The organism is Cupriavidus numazuensis (genome assembly GCF_905397435.1).
GTDB classification, from domain to species: Bacteria; Pseudomonadota; Gammaproteobacteria; order Burkholderiales; family Burkholderiaceae; genus Cupriavidus; species Cupriavidus numazuensis.
Map to the genome: position 1 here is coordinate 88484 of NZ_CAJPVI010000025.1, position 19439 is coordinate 107922.

At 65.8% G+C, this 19439-nt stretch carries 20 protein-coding genes; 5 read left to right on the plus strand and 15 right to left on the minus strand.

Features of this window, described 5'->3' with window-relative positions; translation table 11 throughout:
• Positions 1 to 48 precede the first annotated feature (48 nt).
• Entirely contained in the window at positions 49 to 1041 is a 993-nt protein-coding gene (locus KHO41_RS20230) for a 2-hydroxyacid dehydrogenase (protein WP_211955074.1), read from the plus strand.
• Positions 1042 to 1064: 23 nt separating this feature from the next.
• On the opposite strand, the gene KHO41_RS20235 is transcribed toward KHO41_RS20230, so the two are convergent.
• Genes KHO41_RS20235 through KHO41_RS20275 form a run of 9 tightly spaced genes read right to left on the minus strand, consistent with a single transcriptional unit; the run spans position 1065 to position 9531 of the window.
• Complete coding sequence (locus KHO41_RS20235; RefSeq protein ID WP_211955075.1) at positions 1065 to 2066, minus strand: Gfo/Idh/MocA family protein; 1002 nt, start codon at positions 2064 to 2066, stop codon at positions 1065 to 1067.
• Positions 2067 to 2097: 31 nt separating this feature from the next.
• Positions 2098 to 2421 carry a Dabb family protein gene (locus tag KHO41_RS20240; RefSeq protein WP_244873920.1) on the minus strand — a complete coding sequence of 108 codons (324 nt, stop codon included), beginning with the start codon at positions 2419 to 2421 and terminating at the stop codon, positions 2098 to 2100.
• Positions 2422 to 2462: 41 nt separating this feature from the next.
• Positions 2463 to 2765, minus strand: coding sequence for a YciI family protein (locus tag KHO41_RS20245; protein ID WP_211955076.1), 303 nt, complete (start codon positions 2763 to 2765; stop codon positions 2463 to 2465).
• 5 nt (positions 2766 to 2770) lie between these two features.
• On the minus strand, positions 2771 to 3676 hold the full coding sequence (locus KHO41_RS20250; RefSeq protein WP_211955077.1) for an intradiol ring-cleavage dioxygenase: 906 nt from the start codon (positions 3674 to 3676) through the stop codon (positions 2771 to 2773).
• Between the two features lie 30 nt (positions 3677 to 3706).
• Positions 3707 to 4675 (minus strand): sugar ABC transporter substrate-binding protein, encoded by a 969-nt coding sequence (locus KHO41_RS20255; RefSeq protein WP_211955078.1) that lies wholly within the window; start codon positions 4673 to 4675, stop codon positions 3707 to 3709.
• A gap of 56 nt (positions 4676 to 4731) precedes the next feature.
• Positions 4732 to 5694, minus strand: a complete 963-nt coding sequence (locus KHO41_RS20260; RefSeq protein ID WP_211955079.1) for an ABC transporter permease — start codon at positions 5692 to 5694, stop codon at positions 4732 to 4734.
• Positions 5691 to 6665, minus strand: coding sequence for an ABC transporter permease (locus tag KHO41_RS20265; protein WP_211955080.1), 975 nt, complete (start codon positions 6663 to 6665; stop codon positions 5691 to 5693). Before KHO41_RS20265 ends, KHO41_RS20260 begins: the two co-directional genes overlap by 4 nt.
• On the minus strand, positions 6658 to 8157 hold the full coding sequence (locus KHO41_RS20270; protein ID WP_244873922.1) for a sugar ABC transporter ATP-binding protein: 1500 nt from the start codon (positions 8155 to 8157) through the stop codon (positions 6658 to 6660). Before KHO41_RS20270 ends, KHO41_RS20265 begins: the two co-directional genes overlap by 8 nt.
• Before the next feature lie 18 nt (positions 8158 to 8175).
• Positions 8176 to 9531: an amidohydrolase family protein gene (locus KHO41_RS20275; RefSeq protein WP_211955082.1), complete on the minus strand. Its 1356-nt coding sequence runs from the start codon at positions 9529 to 9531 to the stop codon at positions 8176 to 8178.
• A 221-nt stretch (positions 9532 to 9752) separates the two neighbouring features.
• On the opposite strand from KHO41_RS20275, the gene KHO41_RS20280 reads away from it, so the two are divergent.
• A complete protein-coding gene (locus tag KHO41_RS20280; protein WP_211955083.1) occupies positions 9753 to 10667 on the plus strand; it encodes a LysR family transcriptional regulator in 915 nt (304 codons plus the stop codon).
• A gap of 39 nt (positions 10668 to 10706) precedes the next feature.
• On the opposite strand, the gene KHO41_RS20285 is transcribed toward KHO41_RS20280, so the two are convergent.
• The 4 genes from KHO41_RS20285 to phbB form a co-directional block, all read right to left on the minus strand.
• Positions 10707 to 11591 carry an NAD(P)-dependent oxidoreductase gene (locus KHO41_RS20285; RefSeq protein ID WP_211955084.1) on the minus strand — a complete coding sequence of 295 codons (885 nt, stop codon included), beginning with the start codon at positions 11589 to 11591 and terminating at the stop codon, positions 10707 to 10709.
• Positions 11592 to 11629: 38 nt separating this feature from the next.
• Positions 11630 to 12703 (minus strand): maleylacetate reductase, encoded by a 1074-nt coding sequence (locus KHO41_RS20290; RefSeq protein WP_211955085.1) that lies wholly within the window; start codon positions 12701 to 12703, stop codon positions 11630 to 11632.
• Positions 12704 to 12852: 149 nt separating this feature from the next.
• Positions 12853 to 13188 (minus strand): hypothetical protein, encoded by a 336-nt coding sequence (locus KHO41_RS20295; protein WP_244873921.1) that lies wholly within the window; start codon positions 13186 to 13188, stop codon positions 12853 to 12855.
• Between the two features lie 9 nt (positions 13189 to 13197).
• Positions 13198 to 13941 carry an acetoacetyl-CoA reductase gene (gene phbB / locus KHO41_RS20300; protein ID WP_211955086.1) on the minus strand — a complete coding sequence of 248 codons (744 nt, stop codon included), beginning with the start codon at positions 13939 to 13941 and terminating at the stop codon, positions 13198 to 13200.
• A 565-nt stretch (positions 13942 to 14506) separates the two neighbouring features.
• On the opposite strand from phbB, the gene KHO41_RS20305 reads away from it, so the two are divergent.
• From KHO41_RS20305 to KHO41_RS20315, 3 genes are read left to right on the plus strand one after another with little or no spacing between them, the layout of a single operon-like run.
• The gene (locus KHO41_RS20305; protein ID WP_211955087.1) at positions 14507 to 15796 is read left to right on the plus strand and encodes an LssY C-terminal domain-containing protein; all 1290 of its coding nucleotides are present in this window, start codon (positions 14507 to 14509) and stop codon (positions 15794 to 15796) included.
• Complete coding sequence (locus KHO41_RS20310; RefSeq protein WP_211955088.1) at positions 15793 to 17040, plus strand: hypothetical protein; 1248 nt, start codon at positions 15793 to 15795, stop codon at positions 17038 to 17040. The genes KHO41_RS20305 and KHO41_RS20310 overlap by 4 nt, the downstream gene beginning before the upstream one ends.
• Complete coding sequence (locus KHO41_RS20315; RefSeq protein ID WP_211955089.1) at positions 17027 to 18133, plus strand: lipase family protein; 1107 nt, start codon at positions 17027 to 17029, stop codon at positions 18131 to 18133. Before KHO41_RS20310 ends, KHO41_RS20315 begins: the two co-directional genes overlap by 14 nt.
• A 71-nt stretch (positions 18134 to 18204) precedes the next feature.
• Here the strand turns inward: KHO41_RS20315 and KHO41_RS20320 are convergent, their stop codons facing one another.
• Together KHO41_RS20320 and KHO41_RS20325 are read right to left on the minus strand one after the other, a co-directional pair.
• Entirely contained in the window at positions 18205 to 18948 is a 744-nt protein-coding gene (locus KHO41_RS20320; protein ID WP_211955090.1) for a hypothetical protein, read from the minus strand.
• A gap of 10 nt (positions 18949 to 18958) precedes the next feature.
• Entirely contained in the window at positions 18959 to 19423 is a 465-nt protein-coding gene (locus KHO41_RS20325; RefSeq protein ID WP_211955091.1) for a YidH family protein, read from the minus strand.
• Positions 19424 to 19439: the final 16 nt, after the last annotated feature.

Here is a 19439-nt window from a genome sequence, read left to right on the forward strand (position 1 = left end):
CATGCCTGCCCGAAGCCCGGGGACCTGGTTCCGATCCGGAGAGAAGCGATGAAAGCTGCCGTATTCAGCGCCAAGCCTTACGACCGAGAGTATCTTGACGCAGCCAATGTTGCCGAAGGCCATCAGCTCGACTTCTTCGATGTCTCGCTGGACATCGACACTGCCGGCCTGGCCGCTGGCCATGGCGCGGTCTGTATCTTCGTCAACGATGTGGCGGATGCCGCCGTGCTCGACGCGCTGCGTCACGGCGGCACTTCGCTGATCGCGCTGCGCTGCACCGGATTCAACAATGTCGACCTTCGCGCCGCTGCGGGTCTCGGCATGAAGGTGGTACGCGTCGTCACGTACTCGCCCAATTCGGTGGCAGAGCATGCCGTGGCCTTGCTGCTGGCCATCAACCGGAAAATCCACCGCGCCTACAACCGCACGCGAGACTTCAATTTCTCTCTCGACGGCCTGATGGGGTTCGACTTCTGCGGCAAGACCGTGGCCGTGGTCGGCACAGGCAAGATCGGGCGTGTATTTGCGCGCATCATGCTCGGGTTTGGCTGCGAAGTGATCGGCTACGATGCATATCCCTCACCGGAATTCGAGGCCCTGGGCGGCCGCTACGCCCAGCCCGGCGAAATCGGCGCGAGTGCCGACATCATTTCCTTGCATTGCCCGCTGACACCGCAGACGCACCACATCATCAATGCGGACGCTCTGGCGCGCGCCAAGCCCGGGGCGTTGCTGGTCAACACCAGCCGCGGCGGCCTGCTTGATACCGCGGCCGCGATCGATGCACTGCAGAGCCGCCAGCTGGGTGGGCTGGCGCTGGACGTGTACGAGCAGGAAGCGGACCTGTTCTTCCGTGATCTCTCCAGCACCATCATCGCCGACGACGTGATGCAACGACTGGTCTCGTTTCCCAACGTCATCGTGACCGGACACCAGGCCTTTCTCACGCGGGAAGCCGTGTCGACGATCTGCCAGACGACCCTGCGCAGCATGACGGAATTCGAGTCCGGGCAGGCACTGACGAATGAGATCACGGCCTGACGGGTTCGAGTTGTTCGATGCGCTCAGTGCAGCGGCACGGCATCTCCGCCGCGTTCGCACGATTGCACGATGGCTTCGAACAGCCGGATATTGTCGACCAGTTCCTCGGCCGCGAACGGGTAGGGCCGCACGCCCGCGACCGCATCGGCCCACGCCTCGAAGTTGGCCAATACCGCGTCGGTTGCCTCGAAGACCCGTTCATTGCGCGGCAGGCCCGTGCCGCTGCAATGGATCAGCCGCGTTGGCAGGCCCTGGTCGACATTGCCTTCCGACACGACTTCCGCCCATCCCTTGTCGCCGAACACCGCAATTCGTCCGTGGAATGGCGTGACAGAGAGGAAGCTGACCGTGGCTTGCGCACCGGATGCAAACGCTACGGTGGCGGTGGTGTAGTCGCGCACCGGTGCCGGCATGACCAGCGACTCGGACCGCGCCTGCACGCGGTGGGCGGGCCCCGCCAGGGCCACGAAGATGTCCGTGACATGAATGCCGACCGCCGTCAGCATGCCCGCGGGCGCATGCTTCGCGTCAAGGCGCCAGTTCGACGCATCCAGCTTGCGAAACAGGTCGTGGCTGACATTGGCCTCCAGATGGAGCAGCCGGCCAAGCTCGCCAGCGCGCACCATGCGCATCAGCTCGGCGATGGCCGGCTCGAACCGGCGCTCGTGCCCGACACCCAGCACCTTGCCGCTGCGTGCGGCCGCCTTGACCATGCGCTGCGCGCCTGCCGCCGTCATGGCGAGCGGCTTCTCGCAGAACACATGCTTGCCGGCTTCGAACGCGGACAACGTCTGCTGTTCATGGACAGCGTGCGGCGTGGCCAGGATCACGCCGTCAATATCGCTGCGGCCGAGTGCTTCGGCCAGATCGGCAACGAGTTCCACGCCCGCGTCGCGCGCGAACGATCTGGCTTCTTCCGTGGCCATCGGGTCCACGGCGACCAATACCTTCAGCTTGCCGGTGCCGGCCAGCGAACGGATGATCTGCTTGCCCCACCAACCAAGCCCTGCTACTGCTACGTTCACGATCTGTCTCCTCGTTGTCGTCACCGGACCGTTACTCACTTTGCAGCGCCTCGCCGTGGTAGTCGACCTGGTGCCGCGCGATGCGCAGGTCGCCAAGCTCGCGCTTGACGCGCAGGTGTTCAGGGTGATTCGTATAGGCCTGCAGCGCGTGATGCGAGTCGAACTCCGTGTACAGCACCACATCGCAGGCGTAGTCGACCCGGCTCGAGTCCACGCCGACCTCCAGGTGGCGCATGCCCGGAATCCGGCCGCGCAGGCTTTCAAAGGCCGCCTTGAGCTGCGCGATGGCATCGCGCTTTTCATGCTCGGTCTGCCCGCGCAGGTTCCACATCACGATATGTTTGACGACTTCCAAGATCGGCTCCCGGGCTGATGTAAGGGTTCAGGCGCCGCAGCTCAGACAGCGGGAAAGCCGGTCTTCTGCGGCCACATATTGTTGAAGGCCAGTACGCTGCTGGCGCCATAGATGCCGGCACGCGTGAAGGGCTCGCGGGACAGCCACTCGCGCGCGGCGGCCAGTGTCGGGAAATCGATCACCAGCAGGCTGCCGACCATGGTCTCGCCGTCTTCGGCAAGCAGCGGACCGGCAAACGCGATCTGGTCCTTGACGGCGCCCAGGTAGATCTTGTGATCCGGGCGGACCTTCAGACGCAGTTCGCCAACGCCGGGTTTGTCGATCAGGTGGAATGCAAAAAGCATGGCGCTTACCTCGTTGTTTGTTGGGGGTTGGCGGCGGCCGGCGCGGCCGGGACTGCCGGATTGAGCACGAAGTCGTAGTCGAGCGTGTAGAAGGGCACGGCGCTTTCCCCGCCATCCGGGGTGCTGCCCGGCTCATGCCGGACCCAGTCCGCCACCAGCGACGAACGCACGCCGAAGACGGCGTCCGAGTCGAGGTAGTCGCTGTCGTTGCGGAATACGTGCGTGACCAGCGTCTCGTAGCCGGGCGCGGAGATCATGAAGTGCAGGTGGGCCGGCCGCCACGGGTGCCGGCCCATGGCGTCGAGCATGCGGCCGACCGGGCCGTCATGCGGGATCGGGTAGCACTCGGCGACGATGGACTGGAAGCGGAAGTTGCCGGTCTTGTCAGCCGTCAGCGTGCCACGGCCCTGCGCATGGCTCCGGTCAGGATTCTGCACATCGTAGAAGCCTTCGGCATCCGCCTGCCAGACCTCGATCTTCGCGCCTGGCACGGCCTCGCCGGTGATGCTGCGCACCTGTCCGCTGACATAGCAGGGCTCGCCGGCCATGCCATTGCCAACGTCGTCGCCAAGTTCATAGTCAGGCGCGTCGTCCACATAGAACGGCCCGAACACGGTCGCCTCGGTGCAGCCACGCGGCTTGCGGTGGTTCTGCGCGGTCACCAGCGTCGACAGGCCCAGCGTGTCGGACAGCAGGATGAACTCCTGCCGGCTGGGGCTGCAGGTGTGGCCCACTTCGGTCAGGAACTGGATGCCCGCCGCCCATTCCTCCTCGGTCAGCTTGATCTCGCGCGCGAACGCGTGCAGGTGCTGGATCAGGCTGGTCATGACCTCCTTGAGACGGCGGTCCTTCATGTCGACATTGCGGGCCAGCACTGCCTGGGTGATGGTTTCTTCGTCGAGATTGCGCATGGTGGTGGCTCCTGGAAAAACCCGCGCGCGTCAGGCCTTGGTCGCGTCTTCCCAGCGGGGGCAGGCGCGTTTGTCGGCGGGCACGTCGAGCGGCTGGTAGTTGGTCTTGTCAATCACGGTAGCAGGCAGCACGATGTCCTGCTTGACCGGCTGTCCGCGCAGCTTGCGGATGGCGGCCATGGTGCCCAGGCATCCCTGGACGAAGCCGTTGTAGTCGCCGGTAGCGAGCAGGGTGCCCGCCTTGATGGCGTCGACGGCCTCCTTGGTACCGTTGATGCCGGTGACCAGCGCCTTGCGGTTGGCCCCCTCCAGCGCTTCGATCGCGCCGATGGCCATGGCGTCGTTGGCGGCGAAGACGGCGTCGATCTTCGGGAACGACTGCATCAGGTTTTCCATCACCTGCAGGGCCTGCAGGCGCTGGTAGTTGGCCGGCTGCGACGCCACCACCTTGATGCCGGGGAAGGTCTTGAGCGCATCCTGCACGCCGCGGATGCGGTCGACATTGGTCAGCGAACCCTTGATGCCCTCCAGCACCACCACGTTGCCCTTGCCGCCCATGGTCTTGAACAGGTAGGTAGCGGTCTTCAGGCCAAGGTCATAGTCGCTGGCACCGACAAACGAGACGAAGTTGCCCACGTCGCTGCGGTCGGTCACGTTGACCACCGGGATATTGGCGGCATTGATCTTCTTCACGCCAGGGCCCATCGCCTTGTAGTCGACCGGCACGAACACCACGGCGTCGGCCTTCTTGACGATCACGTCCTCGATCTGGCTCATCTGCTCGGGAATGCTGTCCGGCTTGGTCGGGATGTAGTGGGTAATGCGCGCGTTCATGCTCTTGGCGGCCGCGTCCGCACCCTGGCGCAGGACCTGGAAATACGGGTTGGTCTGGTTCTTCGTGAAGACGGCGATGCGCTCGCCGTCCGCATGCGCGGCGGGCATGGCCAGCACGCCAAAGGCGAGCAGGGCGGCGAGTGATTTCAGGTTGCGTGCTTGCATGTCTTGTCTCCTGGGATCGTTGGAATGTTTTCCGTACGCGTGGGAACTTGCTTTCGTTACTTGCCGAGACGGCGACGGGACAGCGTGTCGAGGAACACGGCCAGCACCACGATGACCCCGGTCACCAGCGGCTGCCAGTTGGCGCTGACGGTGAGCAGGTTCATGCCGTTGAGCACCAGCGTCAGCAGGATGGCGCCGACGAGCGTGCCGGATACCCGGCCCACGCCGCCGAACAACGAGGTGCCGCCGATCAGGACCGCGGCGATGGCCGGGAGCGTGAGCGTTTCGCCGATATCGCCTTCGGCCGAGTTCAGCCGGGCGAGGAACACCAGGCTGGCGAGCCCCGCCATGGCGCCGCTGACCACGTAGACCAGCAGCAGGCGGCGCGTGACCGGCACGCCAGAGAGCCGCGCTGCGACCGGATTGGCGCCGATTGCATAGATCTCCTGGCCGTAGGTGGTCTTCTGGGAGATCACCGTGCCAGCCGTCAGGAAGGCCAGCATCAGGAACACCGGCACCGGCACGCCCCACAGGTAGCCGCTGCCAATCGCGCGGAATTCCGGCGCGAATCCGTGGATAGTTTCACCCGCCATGAACCAGTACGTCAGGCCATGCAGCACCCACAACATGCCGTACGTGGCAATGAACGGCGGGATACGCAGCGCAGCCACCAGCATGCCGTTGGCCAGGCCGATCAGCACGCCGCTACCGAGCCCGGCTCCAACGCCGAGCATGGTCGATCCCGTCGCCTTCATGACGCTTGCCGCCAGACACGCGGACATCGCCACATTGGCCCCGACGGAAAGGTCGAGGCCGCCGGTCAGGATCACGAGCGTCAGCCCCGAAGCGAGCAGGAACAGCAGGCTTGCCTGCCGCAGCACATTGAGCAGGTTGCCCAGCGTCAGGAATGCGTCCGACGATACCGACAGCAGCGCGCACAGCACGGCCAGCGCCAGCAGGCGGCCGACAAAGGCGCGGGAGTCCGCGGACAGCGGCATGTTCAGGATGGCGGAGCTCATGCTTTCCCCTTGAAGGACTCGATCAACAGGACCACCAGCACCAGCAGGCCGATGGCCGCCACCTGCACCGAAGACTGCACCCCGATCAGATTCAGGCCGTTGCGCAGCACGCCGACGGCGAGCACGCCAAGCACCGTGCCGGGCAGCCAGCCGTTGCCGCGGTCGAACGTGGTGCCGCCGACGGCTACCGCGGCAATCGCCTCGAACTCCAGTCCGATGGAGGCAGTCGGGTGTCCGGCATTCATGCGTGCGGTCAGCAGCAGCGCCGCTACGCCCGCCATGGCGCCACCGAGCATGTAGACCGCGATCAGCCAGCGATTGACGGAGACGCCCGCGAACTTCAGCGCCTCGCGGTTGCCACCCAGTGCGAACACATAGGCGCCGAAGCGTGTGCGATACAGAAGCCAGTGGAAGAGAGCGTAGGTGCCAACGGCCAGCCACAGCGGCACCGGAATGCCGAACAGTTCGCCGGAATAGAGCAGGGGGATCGTGTCGCCGACGCCGACCACGCTTTGCCCGTCGGTCAATACCAGCGCCACGCCTTGGGCCACACCCAGCGTGCCCAGCGTCGACACGAACGGCGGAATGCCCAGCCGTGCCACCAGCAGGCCATTGAGCAGGCCGAACGCGAGCCCCACCCCGATCGCAGCGGCCAGGGCCAGCAGCAGCGAGCCGGTGGCCACGATCACCATCGCAAGCACCACGCCGCACAGCGCGAGCACCGCACCCATGGAGAGATCCAGCCCCTCGGTCATGATGATCAGCGTCATCGGCAGCGCGATCAGCAGCAGGATCGTGGATTGCGTGCCGATATTGAGCAGGTTGGCCGTCGACAGAAAGCCCTGGCCCACTGCCGCGAAGGCAAGGGTCAGCAGAAGCAGCACCCAGGCCGCGCCGGGCAGCTTGCCGAGTATCGGCGCGAAGGGCAGGGGCAGCGCGCGGGAAGCGGTGGCGGCAGTCGTATCAGGCATCGTTCATCCCCAGTTGCAGAATGCTTTCCTCGGTCATGGCGTCATGCGCAAGCTCGCCGGCGATGCGGCCGCCGCGCATGACATAGGTGCGGTCGCATACGTTGATGATTTCGGGCAGCTCGGAGCTGATCAGCAGCACGGCGGCGCCTTGCTTCACCAGCCCGTCGATCAGCGCGAAGATTTCGGCCTTGGCGCCAACGTCGATGCCGCGCGTGGGCTCGTCGAAGATGAACAGGCGCGACTCGGCGACCAGCCACTTGCCGATCACGATCTTCTGCTGGTTGCCGCCCGACAGGAACTGCGCAAGCTGCTCTCCGTTCGGCGTGGCGATGCGCAGCCGTCCAATCTCGCGCGTGGATAGCTCCGCCGCCCTGCCGCTGCGATACCAGTGCGCGGGAAAGGCGCGGCGCAGGCCGGCCAGCAACAGGTTGTCGCGCACCGAGCGGATCAGCGCGAGGCCTTCGGTCTTGCGGCTTTCGGGAATCAGCGCCGCGCCGAGCGCGCGTGCCTTGTCGGGGCCGCCGCGCATGGCCTTGCCGAAGATGCGGATCTCGCCCGTGCGCACCGGGTCCGCGCCAAATACGGCACGCGCGACCTCGCTGCGCCCTGAGCCGACGAGCCCGGCCAGCCCGACGATCTCACCGGCGCGCACCTGCAGCGTGACGTCTTCAATGCCGTTGTCGGCGCTGACGCCTTGCATGTCGAGCGCCACCTCGCCGACCGGGCCGCCGCGTGTGCGGGTGTAGCCCATGTCCACCTTGCGGCCGACCATGCGTGCCACAAGCTCATCGGGCGTGGCATCGCCGGGCATGTAGCTTCCGACTTTGCGGCCGTCTCGCATGACGGTGATCCGATCACCGAGCGCGAACACTTCCGCCATGCGGTGCGAGATATAGATCATCGACACGCCGTCGGCCTTGAGGCGCGCAATGACGCCGAACAGCTTCTCGGTCTCGCGCTCGGAGAGCGCAGCCGTGGGCTCGTCCAGCACGAGGATGCGTGCGTTCTGCGACAGCGCCTTGGCAATCTCGATCATCTGCTGCTGCGCCACGCCCAGGCGATGCACGGGCGTATGCGTGCTGATGTCCATGCCGAGCGTGTCCAGCAGGCGTCGCGCTTCGGCATGCATCTTTGCATGGTCCACCGAGCCCGGCACGCGCCCGCGCGGCTCGCGACCAAGGAAGATGTTCTGCGCGATGTCGAGGTAGGGCACCAGCGAGAATTCCTGGAAGATCACCGCGATGCCGAGCCGCATCGTGTCCGCCGGGCCCGATACCTCGACGCGCTGGCCCTGATGGTGGAACTCGCCGGCATCGGCCACATAGACGCCGCACAGCACCTTCATCAGCGACGATTTGCCTGCGCCGTTCTCGCCCAGCAGCATGTGCACCTCGCCGGGATAGATGTCGAAGGACACGTCGTCCAGCGCCTTGACGCCGGGAAATGTCTTGCAGATCCCACGCATCTCAAGCAGTGGGCTGACCTGGGTCATTGCATTCACGAGGGTCTCCTATGCAAGGGCGTGGGCCTGTGCGCCAAGCAGGCGCTCGCCGGATGCGCGCAGCGCGTCGAGCGTGCGCGGCACGCCATCGGCCAGCAGCCGGCCATGCCGCTTGCGCGCGACGCCGGCCACGAAGACGCTGTCGATATTGGCCAGGCTGGCCTGCATGACGACGGCGTTGATGGGGTCATGCACGGGCATCATGTTGAGCCGCCGCGCATCGATCAGGACGAGGTCGGCCTGCTTGCCGACCGCCAGCGAGCCAATGCGGTCAGCCATGCCGAGCATGCGTGCGCCGGCCAGCGTGATCCACTCCAGCGCCTCGCGGCAGCTCACCTCGTGGTGCGGCGCGATAGCACCGTGCTCCGCGCGGTATGCCGCGTGATCCAGCGCGCGGTGCACGCCAAGCGCGACGCGCGCCGCCGTGAACATCTCACCGGACAAGCCGGACTCGAGATCGACGCCCAGCGACGGCGCCACGCCCAGCTTGCGCAGCCGCCCCGTAATCGGAAAGCCGTGGCCCTGCGTCAGCTCGTTTTCCGGCGTCAGCGAAAAACTCACGCCGGCATCGACGAAACGCGCGAGTTGGGCATCGCTGAGATCATTGCCGTGGACGATATTGATGTGCGGGCCCAGCAGACCGGCCGCCTCCAGCCGGGCCCAGCCGTCAGGCGTGCGCGCCGCGCCGCCGCCCTGGTGCATGCTGGCGAGCAGGCCGAACTCGCGGGCCAGCGCGAAATCGTGCAGCGCTACTTCCATCGTGGCGTAGTGCGGCCCGAGGATGGCCAGGCCCAGGCTGAGCAGTTTCGATCCTTGCAAGCGCTGCGCAAGGCGATCGACCTCATGGCGCGGGTGCGGCGTCTCCCAGAACGGCGGCATGCCGGGCTTGGGATCAGGCTTGGGCGATCCGTGCAGGAACGCAGCCCTGATGCCCGAGCGCTCCAGCGCATCGATGGCTGCGTCGCTATGTGCGGGGGTAGGGTTGTTATGGCACCAGTCGACCAGCGTCGTGGTGCCGCAGTCAAGCTGGTTCCACGCGCCGGCCAGCGTGGCCACGTGGATGTCTTCCGGCGTGAAGCGCGTTGCCAGTCCTGCATGCATCTGACGGAAATATTCCGTGAGCGTCCAGCCACCGGCCACGCCGCGCAGCGCGGTCTGCCAGGTATGCATATGGGCGTTGACGAAGCCCGGCGCAACGATGAAGCCACGTGCGTCGATCTGCTCGGTTCCGGCGGCATCCGCCACGTCGAGATGCGGCGCAAGCGCGGCAATCCGGTCGTCGTCGATCAGCAAGTCGCCAATGAACTCCCCATGGGCGGCTTCCATCGTGACGAGCGTGGCCCCGCGAATCAGGGTGCGCGTCATAAAACCTGTCTCCTTGGCGATGCGGCAACGCCACTTTCGCCTGGTGCTTGTACTCGTTCTGGTCTTCTTGTGTTTTGCGGTCTGGACGCGGAAACAAACGTTTGCAGTCCCGACGCAGATGAGTCTATACTCCCTCCGAACGATAAAAAACGCCGCCAGAGGAAATGTTTCTTCCACCTGGAGAGAAACTCGGCTGGCGTATCAGGCGGTGGAGACAACGCATGGATCGCTGGACAGAAATCGAGTTGTTCGTACAAACCGCGGAGTTCGGCAGCATCTCGCGCGCCGCCGAAAGCCTCGAGATGTCCAATGCCGCGGCCAGCCGCTACCTGAGTTCGCTGGAACGGCGGCTGTCGGCACGCCTGATCGAGCGCAACACGCGCCGCCTATACCTGACCCAGGTGGGGGAGCAGTACTTCCGGCGTTGCAAGGAATTGCTGGCGGAGATGAAGGAGGCGGAGGCCGATGTCAGCGCCGCCGTACTGGAGCCGACCGGCACGCTGACGATCACGGCATCACTGTCGTTCGCCATGAAGCATCTGGCACCGTTGGTGCCGGAGTTCACGACGCGCTATCCGAAGGTGAATGTCAATGTGCTGGCCGCCAACCGCTACTACGACATCATGGACAGCGGCACGGATCTGGCCATCCGCACGCGCGAGTTCGAGCCGGACTCCAACCTGACGGTGCGCCGCCTTGCGCAGACGCGCCGCGTGCTGGCCGCCACGCCGCGCTACCTGGACACGCACGGCATTCCACGCACCGTCGAAGCGTTGGCGGATCATTCCATGCTGATCTATTCGTACGCCAATCGCCCCAATGAACTCTCATTCACGCGCGGCGATGAAAAGCAGGTCGTCACGGTGCGCAGCAAGATGGAATCCAACGACGGCCAGGTGCTGCGCGCCGCGGCGCTGGAGGGCATGGGCATCCTCGTCCAGCCCAAGTACATCCTTTATGACGATATCGTCGCCGGCCGGCTGATCCCGGTGCTCGATGACTGGGACCTGCCCAGGCTGACGATCAATATCGCGTTCCAGAACCGGACGCACATGCCGGCGCGCATACGCCTGTTTATCGAGTTGCTGGTGTCGCACTTCGAACGCATGGATTACGAACGCAAGTGGACATCATGACGCGCCCGCCCTGCAAATGCGTGGCGGGCGGTCTGGAGGCTACTGTTGACGTTGGCCCGGCTGCATGCCCGCAGCCAGCGCAGCGGACTTGATGACAGCGGCATAGTCGTCGCCGGCCATGCCTTGCGCGGCGGCGCCATGCAGCATCTGGCCTAGGAGGGCAGTCAGCCCCATCGGCACGTGCAGGTCCGAGCCGGCATCGAGGATCAGGCCAACGTCCTTGAGCATCTGCTCGACCGTGAACGTCGGCGTGTAGTCATGCACGGCAAGCTGTTCGGCCTTGGCCTTGACGATCGGTGAGGCGACCGCACTGGCCGTGATCACTTCCCACATCGCCTGCCAGCCGAGCCCGCCCTTGCTGCCCAGCGTAAGCGCCTCGGCCAGCATGCCGCCTGTCAGGGCGATCAGCAGGTTGACGACGAGTTTCATCAGCCGGGCCTGTTCGGCATCGCCCAGATAGAACTGGGCCGGACCCAATGCGGCCAGCAACGGCTTTACGCGCTCGTACGCGTCAGCGGGCCCGGATACCAGTGCCGTGAGTTTCGCGGCCTCGGCCATGTGGTTGTTGCCGGATACCGTGACACGCAGATAGCCGATACCACGCTCCGCTAGCAGCGGCGCCACTGCGGCAGAGGCCGCGGGAGAAACCGTGCTGGTGTCGATATAGAGCGCGCCGGGCCGGGCCGCCTTGGCAATCTGGCCCGCTACCGCACTGAACGCGCTGTCATTCGGCATCGAACTGAAAATGACCTCGGCCGCGCCCACAGCGTCCGCAAGGGACGGCGCTACCGCCAGGCCGGTCTGGCGCGCGGCCGATGCCTGTTCCGGTGCGATGTCATAGGCGGCGACCTCATGGCCGGCAGCGGCGATATGGCGCGCCATCGGCAGGCCCATCTTGCCGGTGCCAATAAATCCGATCTTCATGTCTGCTCCTGTCTCGAAATTCTGTGTGCCACGCGGCGTCAGTCCGGCCGCACGCCTTCGTAGGCAGCCTGGAGCAGGGCACGGATCGGCTCGCGCTCGATCGGGCGCGGGTTCCAGTAGGGGCTGGCCAGCGCGATGTCCGCCGCGCGGTCGAGATCCTCCTCGCGCATGCCGATGTCCCGCAGGGTGACCGGGGCGCCATGGCGCTGGGCCAGGTCGAACAGCGTCGCTGCAGCGGATTGCTCGCCGGCGCCGGTCGCCCTGCGGATGCGGGCCATTGCCTCTGGCACGGCGGCGGCGTTATAGGCCAGGGCATGCGGCAGCACGATGGTGTGCGTTTCGGCGTGGGGCAGGTTGAAGCTGCCGCCCAGCGTGTGGCACAGCTTGTGGTGAAGCGCCATGCCGACGCCGCCAAGCACCGTGCCGCACAGCCACGCTCCGTACAGGCACTGGGAACGCGCGTCGAGGTCAGCCGGATCGCTGAATACCGCAGGAATGCCTGCCGCGAGAGCACGAATGCCTTCCTCGGCCATCAGCGACATCACGGGGTTGGCATCGCGCGCGTACAGACCCTCGGCGGCATGAGCAATTGCATTCAATCCGCTCGTGACGGACAGGCCGCGCGGCAGGCCGACAGTCAGCGCGGGATCGTAGATCACCGTGCGCGGCAGCACGCGCGGATCGCGGCCGGTGCGCTTCGTGCCGGCTTCGGTGAGGCCATAGACCGGCGTCACTTCGGAGCCCGCGTAAGTGGTCGGGATCGCCACGATCGGCATTCCCGTTTCCAGGGCGATGGCCTTGCCAAGTCCCGTGGTCGAGCCGCCGCCGACTGCCACTGCGCAATCCGCGCCGGCCTCGCGCGCCCGCGCTGTTGCATCCCGCGCACTCTCGATCGGCACGTGCATGACGGCGCCCGCATACACGCCGGCGGACAACGGGCCAAGCAGGCCGGCAATGCGCTCGGCCTCCGCCTGCTGGTTCGGCGTGCAGAGCACCAGGGCCCGCTTGGCGCCGAGCCGTTCGACCTCGGCGGCAACCTGGCTTGAAGAGCCCGCGCCAAACACGACGCGCGCCGCGTGGGCCTCATAGATGAATGGCTGTGATGATTTCATGGTTTTGCTGACAAGCGCTGTCATTCGGACCGAATAGACAGAACGCTATATTTCCGGGAGCGGAAAGGAAATAGGGCCCGAGGAAAACAGTCTTCAGGCAGGCGGAAGAATCGGGGTGGGGCGCGTGGGCACCAAAGGCAGGTCGCGCGTCAGGCGTCCGTCGTCGTGCGCGTGGTGTTCAGGAGGGGGACAAAGTCGAAATGGGCGGCAGCGTACAGGGCATTGCACGACCAGACCTCTTCGTCGTCCTTGTAGAAGCTGACCCACTTGCCGTCGCTGATGCAATGGGCACCAGGAAACACCTCCTCATGGCCATCGGGTCCATCCAGCAGGACGGGGGCATGCGGAACGGCCCAATAGTGGCCGCTCGGCAGGGCTGAAATCGATTTGCGCGACATATCCATGCGGTCCTGCCATTCGTCAAGCGGCAGCCGGGCGCGTTCGCGCCCGCGAGTACGCTGCCCGGCTATTGTCCTGCCGCTCATTATGCGCGTTCATTGCATGTGCTGTCCGCCATTGATGGCGATATTGGCGCCGGTGACGAAACCCGCCTCGGCGGAGCACAGGTATTGGACCAGTGCGGCAATCTCGTCTGGCTGGCCCAGCCGCCCCACGGGAATCTGCGGAAGCACCTTGGTATCCAGAATCTCCTGCGGCACGGCCATGACCATCTTGGTAGCGATATAGCCGGGCGACACGGTATTCACGGTGACGCCTCGCTTGGCGACCTCCAGCGCAAGTGCCTTGGTGAACCCATGCACGCCTGCCTTGGCCGCCGCGTAATTGGTCTGGCCGAAACCGCCCTTGGACCCGATGACGGACGAGACATTGACAATGCGGCCCCAGCCGCGCTCGACCATGCCATCGCAGACCTGCTTGGTCATATTGAACAGGGAGTCGAGATTGGTGCGAACCACCGCATCCCAGTTGACCTTTTCGAGCTTCTTGAAACTGCTGTCGCGCGTGATGCCGGCATTATTGATCAGGATATCGACAGGCCCGATTTCCTCCTGGATTCGCGCCGCGCACGCCTGGCACGACGCATAGTCGGCCACGTCCACACTGTAGGCGGCAAAACGGCGCCCGCTTTCCGCCATGCGAGTCAGCCAGTCCGCCACACCTGCATTGCCTGGCGAATGCGTGACCACCACCGTATAGCCTGCGTCGTACAGCCTGGTGCTGATCGCTTCGCCGATGCCGCCCATGCCACCGGTTACCAGCGCAATTCGCTTTGTCATGATCGAAAGTCTCCTGTCCTGTCTCTGTCTGCCTGGGCTGATTAACCCAATTGACCGGTATGGTGCCGATGGCCGATCGCCATCGGCACCAGGCGGTGTACCTTTTCCGTACCCTGGCCTGGCCAGGGGCCGGAACATCCTTCATATCGATGGGCGATCAAGTGCGGGCGGGTGCGCGCAGGAGGTTGCTCAACTGTCGCCGTCAACAGCCATGGGGATTGGCTGAGCCTTGTGGCGATGTCCTGCAACTGTGAGTCGTCAATGTCGGCAATGTCAATCGTCAGGCATTCACCACCACGGCCCGCATCACCGACGTGGGCGGCAACGCGACAAACTGTTCGGAGCAGCCAGCCTAATGAAGTCCTATGACAACCGGAACGGGGAGGACATGTACCGTAATCCATCCATTTTGGACGGCGAATCTGCTAATCGGAGTTGTGGCGTCGTGAGATGACTTGTCGCGAGCCCCCGGGAGTGCCTTGTCCGACGCCGCGTCCTATACTCCAAGCGTCGTTTGCGAGCCGGGGACACCGCCATCCACGCTCGACAGGATGCGAGGCAAACCATGACACGCACCTCCATGCCCTTGCTGGCTGCCTTCGGTCTGGCTTGCGCGCTGGCCGCGTGTTCGACTCCTGTCCCGCCCGACGCTGCGACCGACTACCTCACGCGCGCCACGCAGCGCACCGACGGCGCCATGCGGGTCTCGGCATCCGTGTTATCGGCCGAAGAGAGCGCCGCGGTCTATGGGGTGCCACTGGCAGACAGATCCATCCAGCCAGTCTGGATTGAAGTCCGGAACGGCGAGAGCCAGGACTACTTCCTGCTGTCGCCAGGACTGGATCCGGATTTCTTCCCGGCCTCGGAAGCCGCCGAGGCGTATTCCGCAAAGCTGGATCCCGCAGCGCGCCGCGACCTGGAGTCGCGCTTCAGTCAACTCGCGTTCCGCAACCCGATCCATCCTGGCCAGACGGTGTCTGGCTTCGTTCTCACGCACCTTGCCGAGGGCGCCAAGCTGGTCCAGATCGACCTGGTCGCCAACGGGCGGGCCCGGTCCTTTTCCCAGCTGATGGTCGTCCCGGGCTTCCACGCCGACTACAAAATGAGCAACGTGTTCTGGCGTGAAGTCTATCCGCCGGAGGCCATCACCAACTTTACTGACGACGACACCTTCCGTGCCGCACTGGAAGCGCTGCCCTGCTGTGCCACCAACGAGGACGGGTCGCGCCAGGGCGATCCGCTCAACCTGGTGGTGGTCGGCGGGCTGGACGACGCCTTTCCCGCGCTGGTGCGACGGGGCTGGCGCCCGACCGAAGCGAAATGGTCGGGCGCCATCCTGCGCATGGTGACCTCGGCGCTGGCCGGCGACCGGTATCCCAATGCTCCCGTGAGCGATCTCTACGCCTTCGGGCGGCGGCAGGACCTGGCCCTGCAGAAGGCGCGCGACAACATCCACCAGCGCAACCACCTGCGGCTGTGGCTCAGCCCGATGCGCTATCACGACAAACCCGTGTGGGTGGGCCAGATCAGCCGCGACATCGGCTCCCGCCTGACCATCCATTCGCCGACGCTGACCACCCACAAGATCGATCCTGACGTGGACGAGGCGCGTGCCGCCCTCGCGGAAGACATGGCGTACTCCCAGGGCCTGGTGAAGCTGGGGCGCGTGGGGGGCGTCGGGGCGGCGACACAGGCTGCGCCGCGGGGGAACCTCACTACGGATCCCTACTACACCGACGGCTACCGGCAGGTGCTGGTGTTCGATCGCTCGCCCACATCGCTCGCCGAGATCGAGTCCTTTGCCTGGGAAACCTCGGAGTTGTCCATGAAGCAGGGTGCGGGGACGCGCCCATGATGCCCATCGCGCAGCCATGGCGCGCCGCATGCGCGGCATGGCTTGCGCTCGTGCTCTGCGCTTGCGCGGGATGGCAGGCGCCCGCCATGACCGACGATGCGCCGTTGCGCCAGCGCGCCATCAGGATGGACAAGGACGGTGTCGCCGTTGCCGCCGCGGTGCTGTCGCCGACGGACAGCACGCGGATGTTCGGCGCCGATGTCAACGCCACCAATGTGCAACCGGTGTGGATCGAGGTTCGGAACCAGACGTCGCAGCCGCTCTGGCTACTGCGTTCCGGCACCGATCCTGACTATTTTTCGGCGCACGAGGTGGCATGGTCGGCGCACGTGCTGCTGGGCGGCAAGACCAATGCCGAGATCGACAACCACTTCAACAGCCTGCGATTCCGCAACCCGGTCCCGCCGGGCGCGACGCATTCGGGGATCCTCTTCACCAATCCCGAGCATCTGACCAAGCTGCTCAACATCGACCTGCTGGGGCGCAAGATGCTGGTGCCCTTCACGTTGTTCCTGCCGGTGCCGGGCGACGCCGGACAGGTCGGACAGGTCGGCCAGCCCGTCCAGCCGTTCGCATATCCCGAATCCGAGGTCCGGGACTACGAGGACCTGGCCGCGCTGCGTGCGGCGCTGGAGCGCATGCCGTGCTGCGCTACCAGCGCTGGTCCGAACGCCCCGGGCGAACCCCTGAATGTGGTCATCATTGGCGAGCTTGCCGATATCGGCGCGGCGCTGGTCCGGCGCAACTACCGGCGCGACATGCGCGATGCCGACAAGGCCCTGCAGGTCTTTGCGCGCCACCCGGATGTGGTGACGCGCAAGCAGGGGCAAGGCAGCGCGCCGTCGACCTTCCTGCGAGCGTGGCTGGCACCGGTGCGCTTCCAGGGGCGGCCGGTCTACCTGGTGCAGGTCGGGCGTCCGGCTGGCGGACGGTTTGCCGAGCCCGGGGCACGCTTGCACCCCGAAGTCGACGAGGCCAGGAACCTGCTGATCCAGGACATGATGTATTCCGGCGGGCTGGACAAGCTCGGCTTTGTCCGCGGGAGCGGGAGCGGCATCGCCTCGCCATCACCGGCGGGCGGGGCGCTCGAAGGCGCCCCGTACCGCACCGACGGGCTGCGCGCGGTGATGTTCTTCGCGGAGCGCCCGCTGAGCCTGTCGGAAGTGGACATCCTGGATTGGGTACCGTTCCTGGACCTGCAGAAGCGCCAACCACAAGAGGAAGCCAACCATGAGCGCAAGTGAGCCCCGCGTGCCTGCACGTGTGCGGCTGGCCCGCTGGGCCTTGCCCCTCGCCGCGACCGCCAGCATCGGCATGGCCGGCTGTGCTTCCCCATTGGTGCCTTACTCGGCCGATACGCCCCCGCTGGTCCTCGTGCCCGCCACCCAGGCCGGCGTGCGCGATGGCAGGGCCCGCTTCCGCGAGATCTACTGCGCGGTGCTGACGGCGCGCGCCTCCAGCGTCCCCGACCACCGGCCCTGCGACGATGCACTGACCCGCGTCGGCGGCGAGCCCGCCGGCACCGGCCGGCCCGTCGACCTGGGCCAGTCGCGGCGCCAGCTGGTCGCGGTGATGGTTCCCGGCATCGGCTATGCATGTATCGAGCCGTGGCTGAAGGCGCCTGGCACGGTCGCCGCGCACCTGCGCCAGTTCGGCTATGCGCTGACGCTGATCCGGGTCGATGCGCTCTCGGGCACGGCCACCAATGCCCGCCAGATCCGCGATGCCATCGTTGCCATGCCCGCGGCCGGCGGCGGCCCCAAGCTGGTCCTGATCGGCTACTCGAAGGGTGCCCCCGACATCCTCGACGCGGTGGCCACGTATCCCGAGATCCGCGATCGCGTCGCGGCCGTCGTCAGCGTGGCGGGCGCCGTCGGCGGCTCGCCGCTGGCCAATGACGCGGAGCAGTACCAGGCAGACCTGCTGCGCCATTTTCCGGACGCGAACTGCACCCCTGGCGACGGCGGCGGCGTAGAGAGCCTGCGCCCGGGCGTGCGCCGGGCCTGGCTCGCCAGCCACACGCTGCCAGATTCCCTGCGGTACTACTCGCTGGCGACGTTCCCCAACCCGGAGCGCATCTCGTCAATTCTCTGGCCCAGCTATACGAAGCTCTCGAAGGTCGATGCGCGCAACGACAGCCAGGTAATCTTCTTTGACCAGATCGTGCCCGGGAGCACGCTGCTCGGCTACGTCAATGCTGACCACTGGGCGCTGGCCTTGCCCATTGCGCGGACGCACGGGACGATCGGGACGCTGTTCGTCACGCAGAATGCCTATCCGCGCGAAGCACTGGCCGAGGCGGTACTAAGGTTTGTCGAGGAAGACCTGGATCATTGAGAGGCGGCTGGCGCGCAGCGGTTCCTGCACCGGCACGCCGAAGACCATGTTCTTCGGCAGCCGGGGGGCTCTCAAGCCAGCAGCAGGAGCGACGCGAAACACAGTGCGCCCGCGGAAAACGGCCAAAACCGGCCTTCGCGCTCATCGGGCAGCTCCGCTTGCAGGCTGGTGATGACGACGCCTCCGGCCAGCAACGCGAAGAGCCGCGCAACCACGGCCTCCGAGAGCGGCATCGAGGCGCCGATGACCCATCCGAGGATGACGCTCGCTGCCAGCACCCGGCGGCCGCGGCGACCGTAGGCCTGTTCATGCTCTTCGCCGAGCGAATGGTCGACGATCAGGAAATGCACGGCCATGGCAAACGCGTATAACGTGAGCGAAATCCCGCCGCGCTCCGCACGCTCGACGAGCAGGTAGCCGATCAACGCGCTGTACGCGGCGTATCCCGACAGTTGAAGCAGGTAGATGGGGCTGGTCTGACCCATGGCCGCAGTCTGCTGACGATGCTCCCGGCTGACGAGAACGATGTGCTCGATCCCGTAGAAGACCACGAAAGACAGCAGGGCCAGCACATAGACACGTTGCTCGGCAAAGAAGACGATCTCCGAGGCTTCCACGAGTGCCCGGCGTTGCAGCTCCAGTTCGGGCAGCACGTCGACAAAAATATAGGCCACGGAGATGCCGGCGGCCGCGGAGATCCACCTGCGGCGCGACCAGAATTTCTCGACGGCGGTCGAGGATGAGAACCATCCCCCCACCGGAAATACGGCCGCGACCAGCAGGGCGGCGACGAGCGATGCCGTCAGATGGCCCATGCCGCTGCGATCATGTGCCGAGAACCAGCGAGACCAGCGCGAAGGCACCCAGTGCCGCCAGGATGAGGGCGACCCAATACGCGAGGTTCCACTGTGGCAGCAGGCCCTCGCGTTGCAGCGCAACCACGCGACGCCGGTGCTGGATGACCGCGGCGATCAGGGCCCCGGTACCGATCAGCACCATGGCCGTTCCCACCGCCCTCGGCGACCACGTTGCGCCGAACCGGCCGACGACTTGCGTGCCGCCGTGCTGGCCCTCCAGATACTGGAAGAACTTCGCCAGCGTAAAGCCGAAACTGATCATCGACAGCGACGTGCGCAGCCACGCCATCAGCGTGCGCTCGACGGCCAGAAAGCTGCGTTCGAGCGCAAGTGTGGTTCGTTGCCGCGCCAGCAGCGTGCTTTCGTTGGGTTGCGGATCTCGCGGTATCTCCTGCTTTGGGATGGCAGCTTCGCGGTCGGTAGGAATAGCCATGGTGGGCACCTCCTGG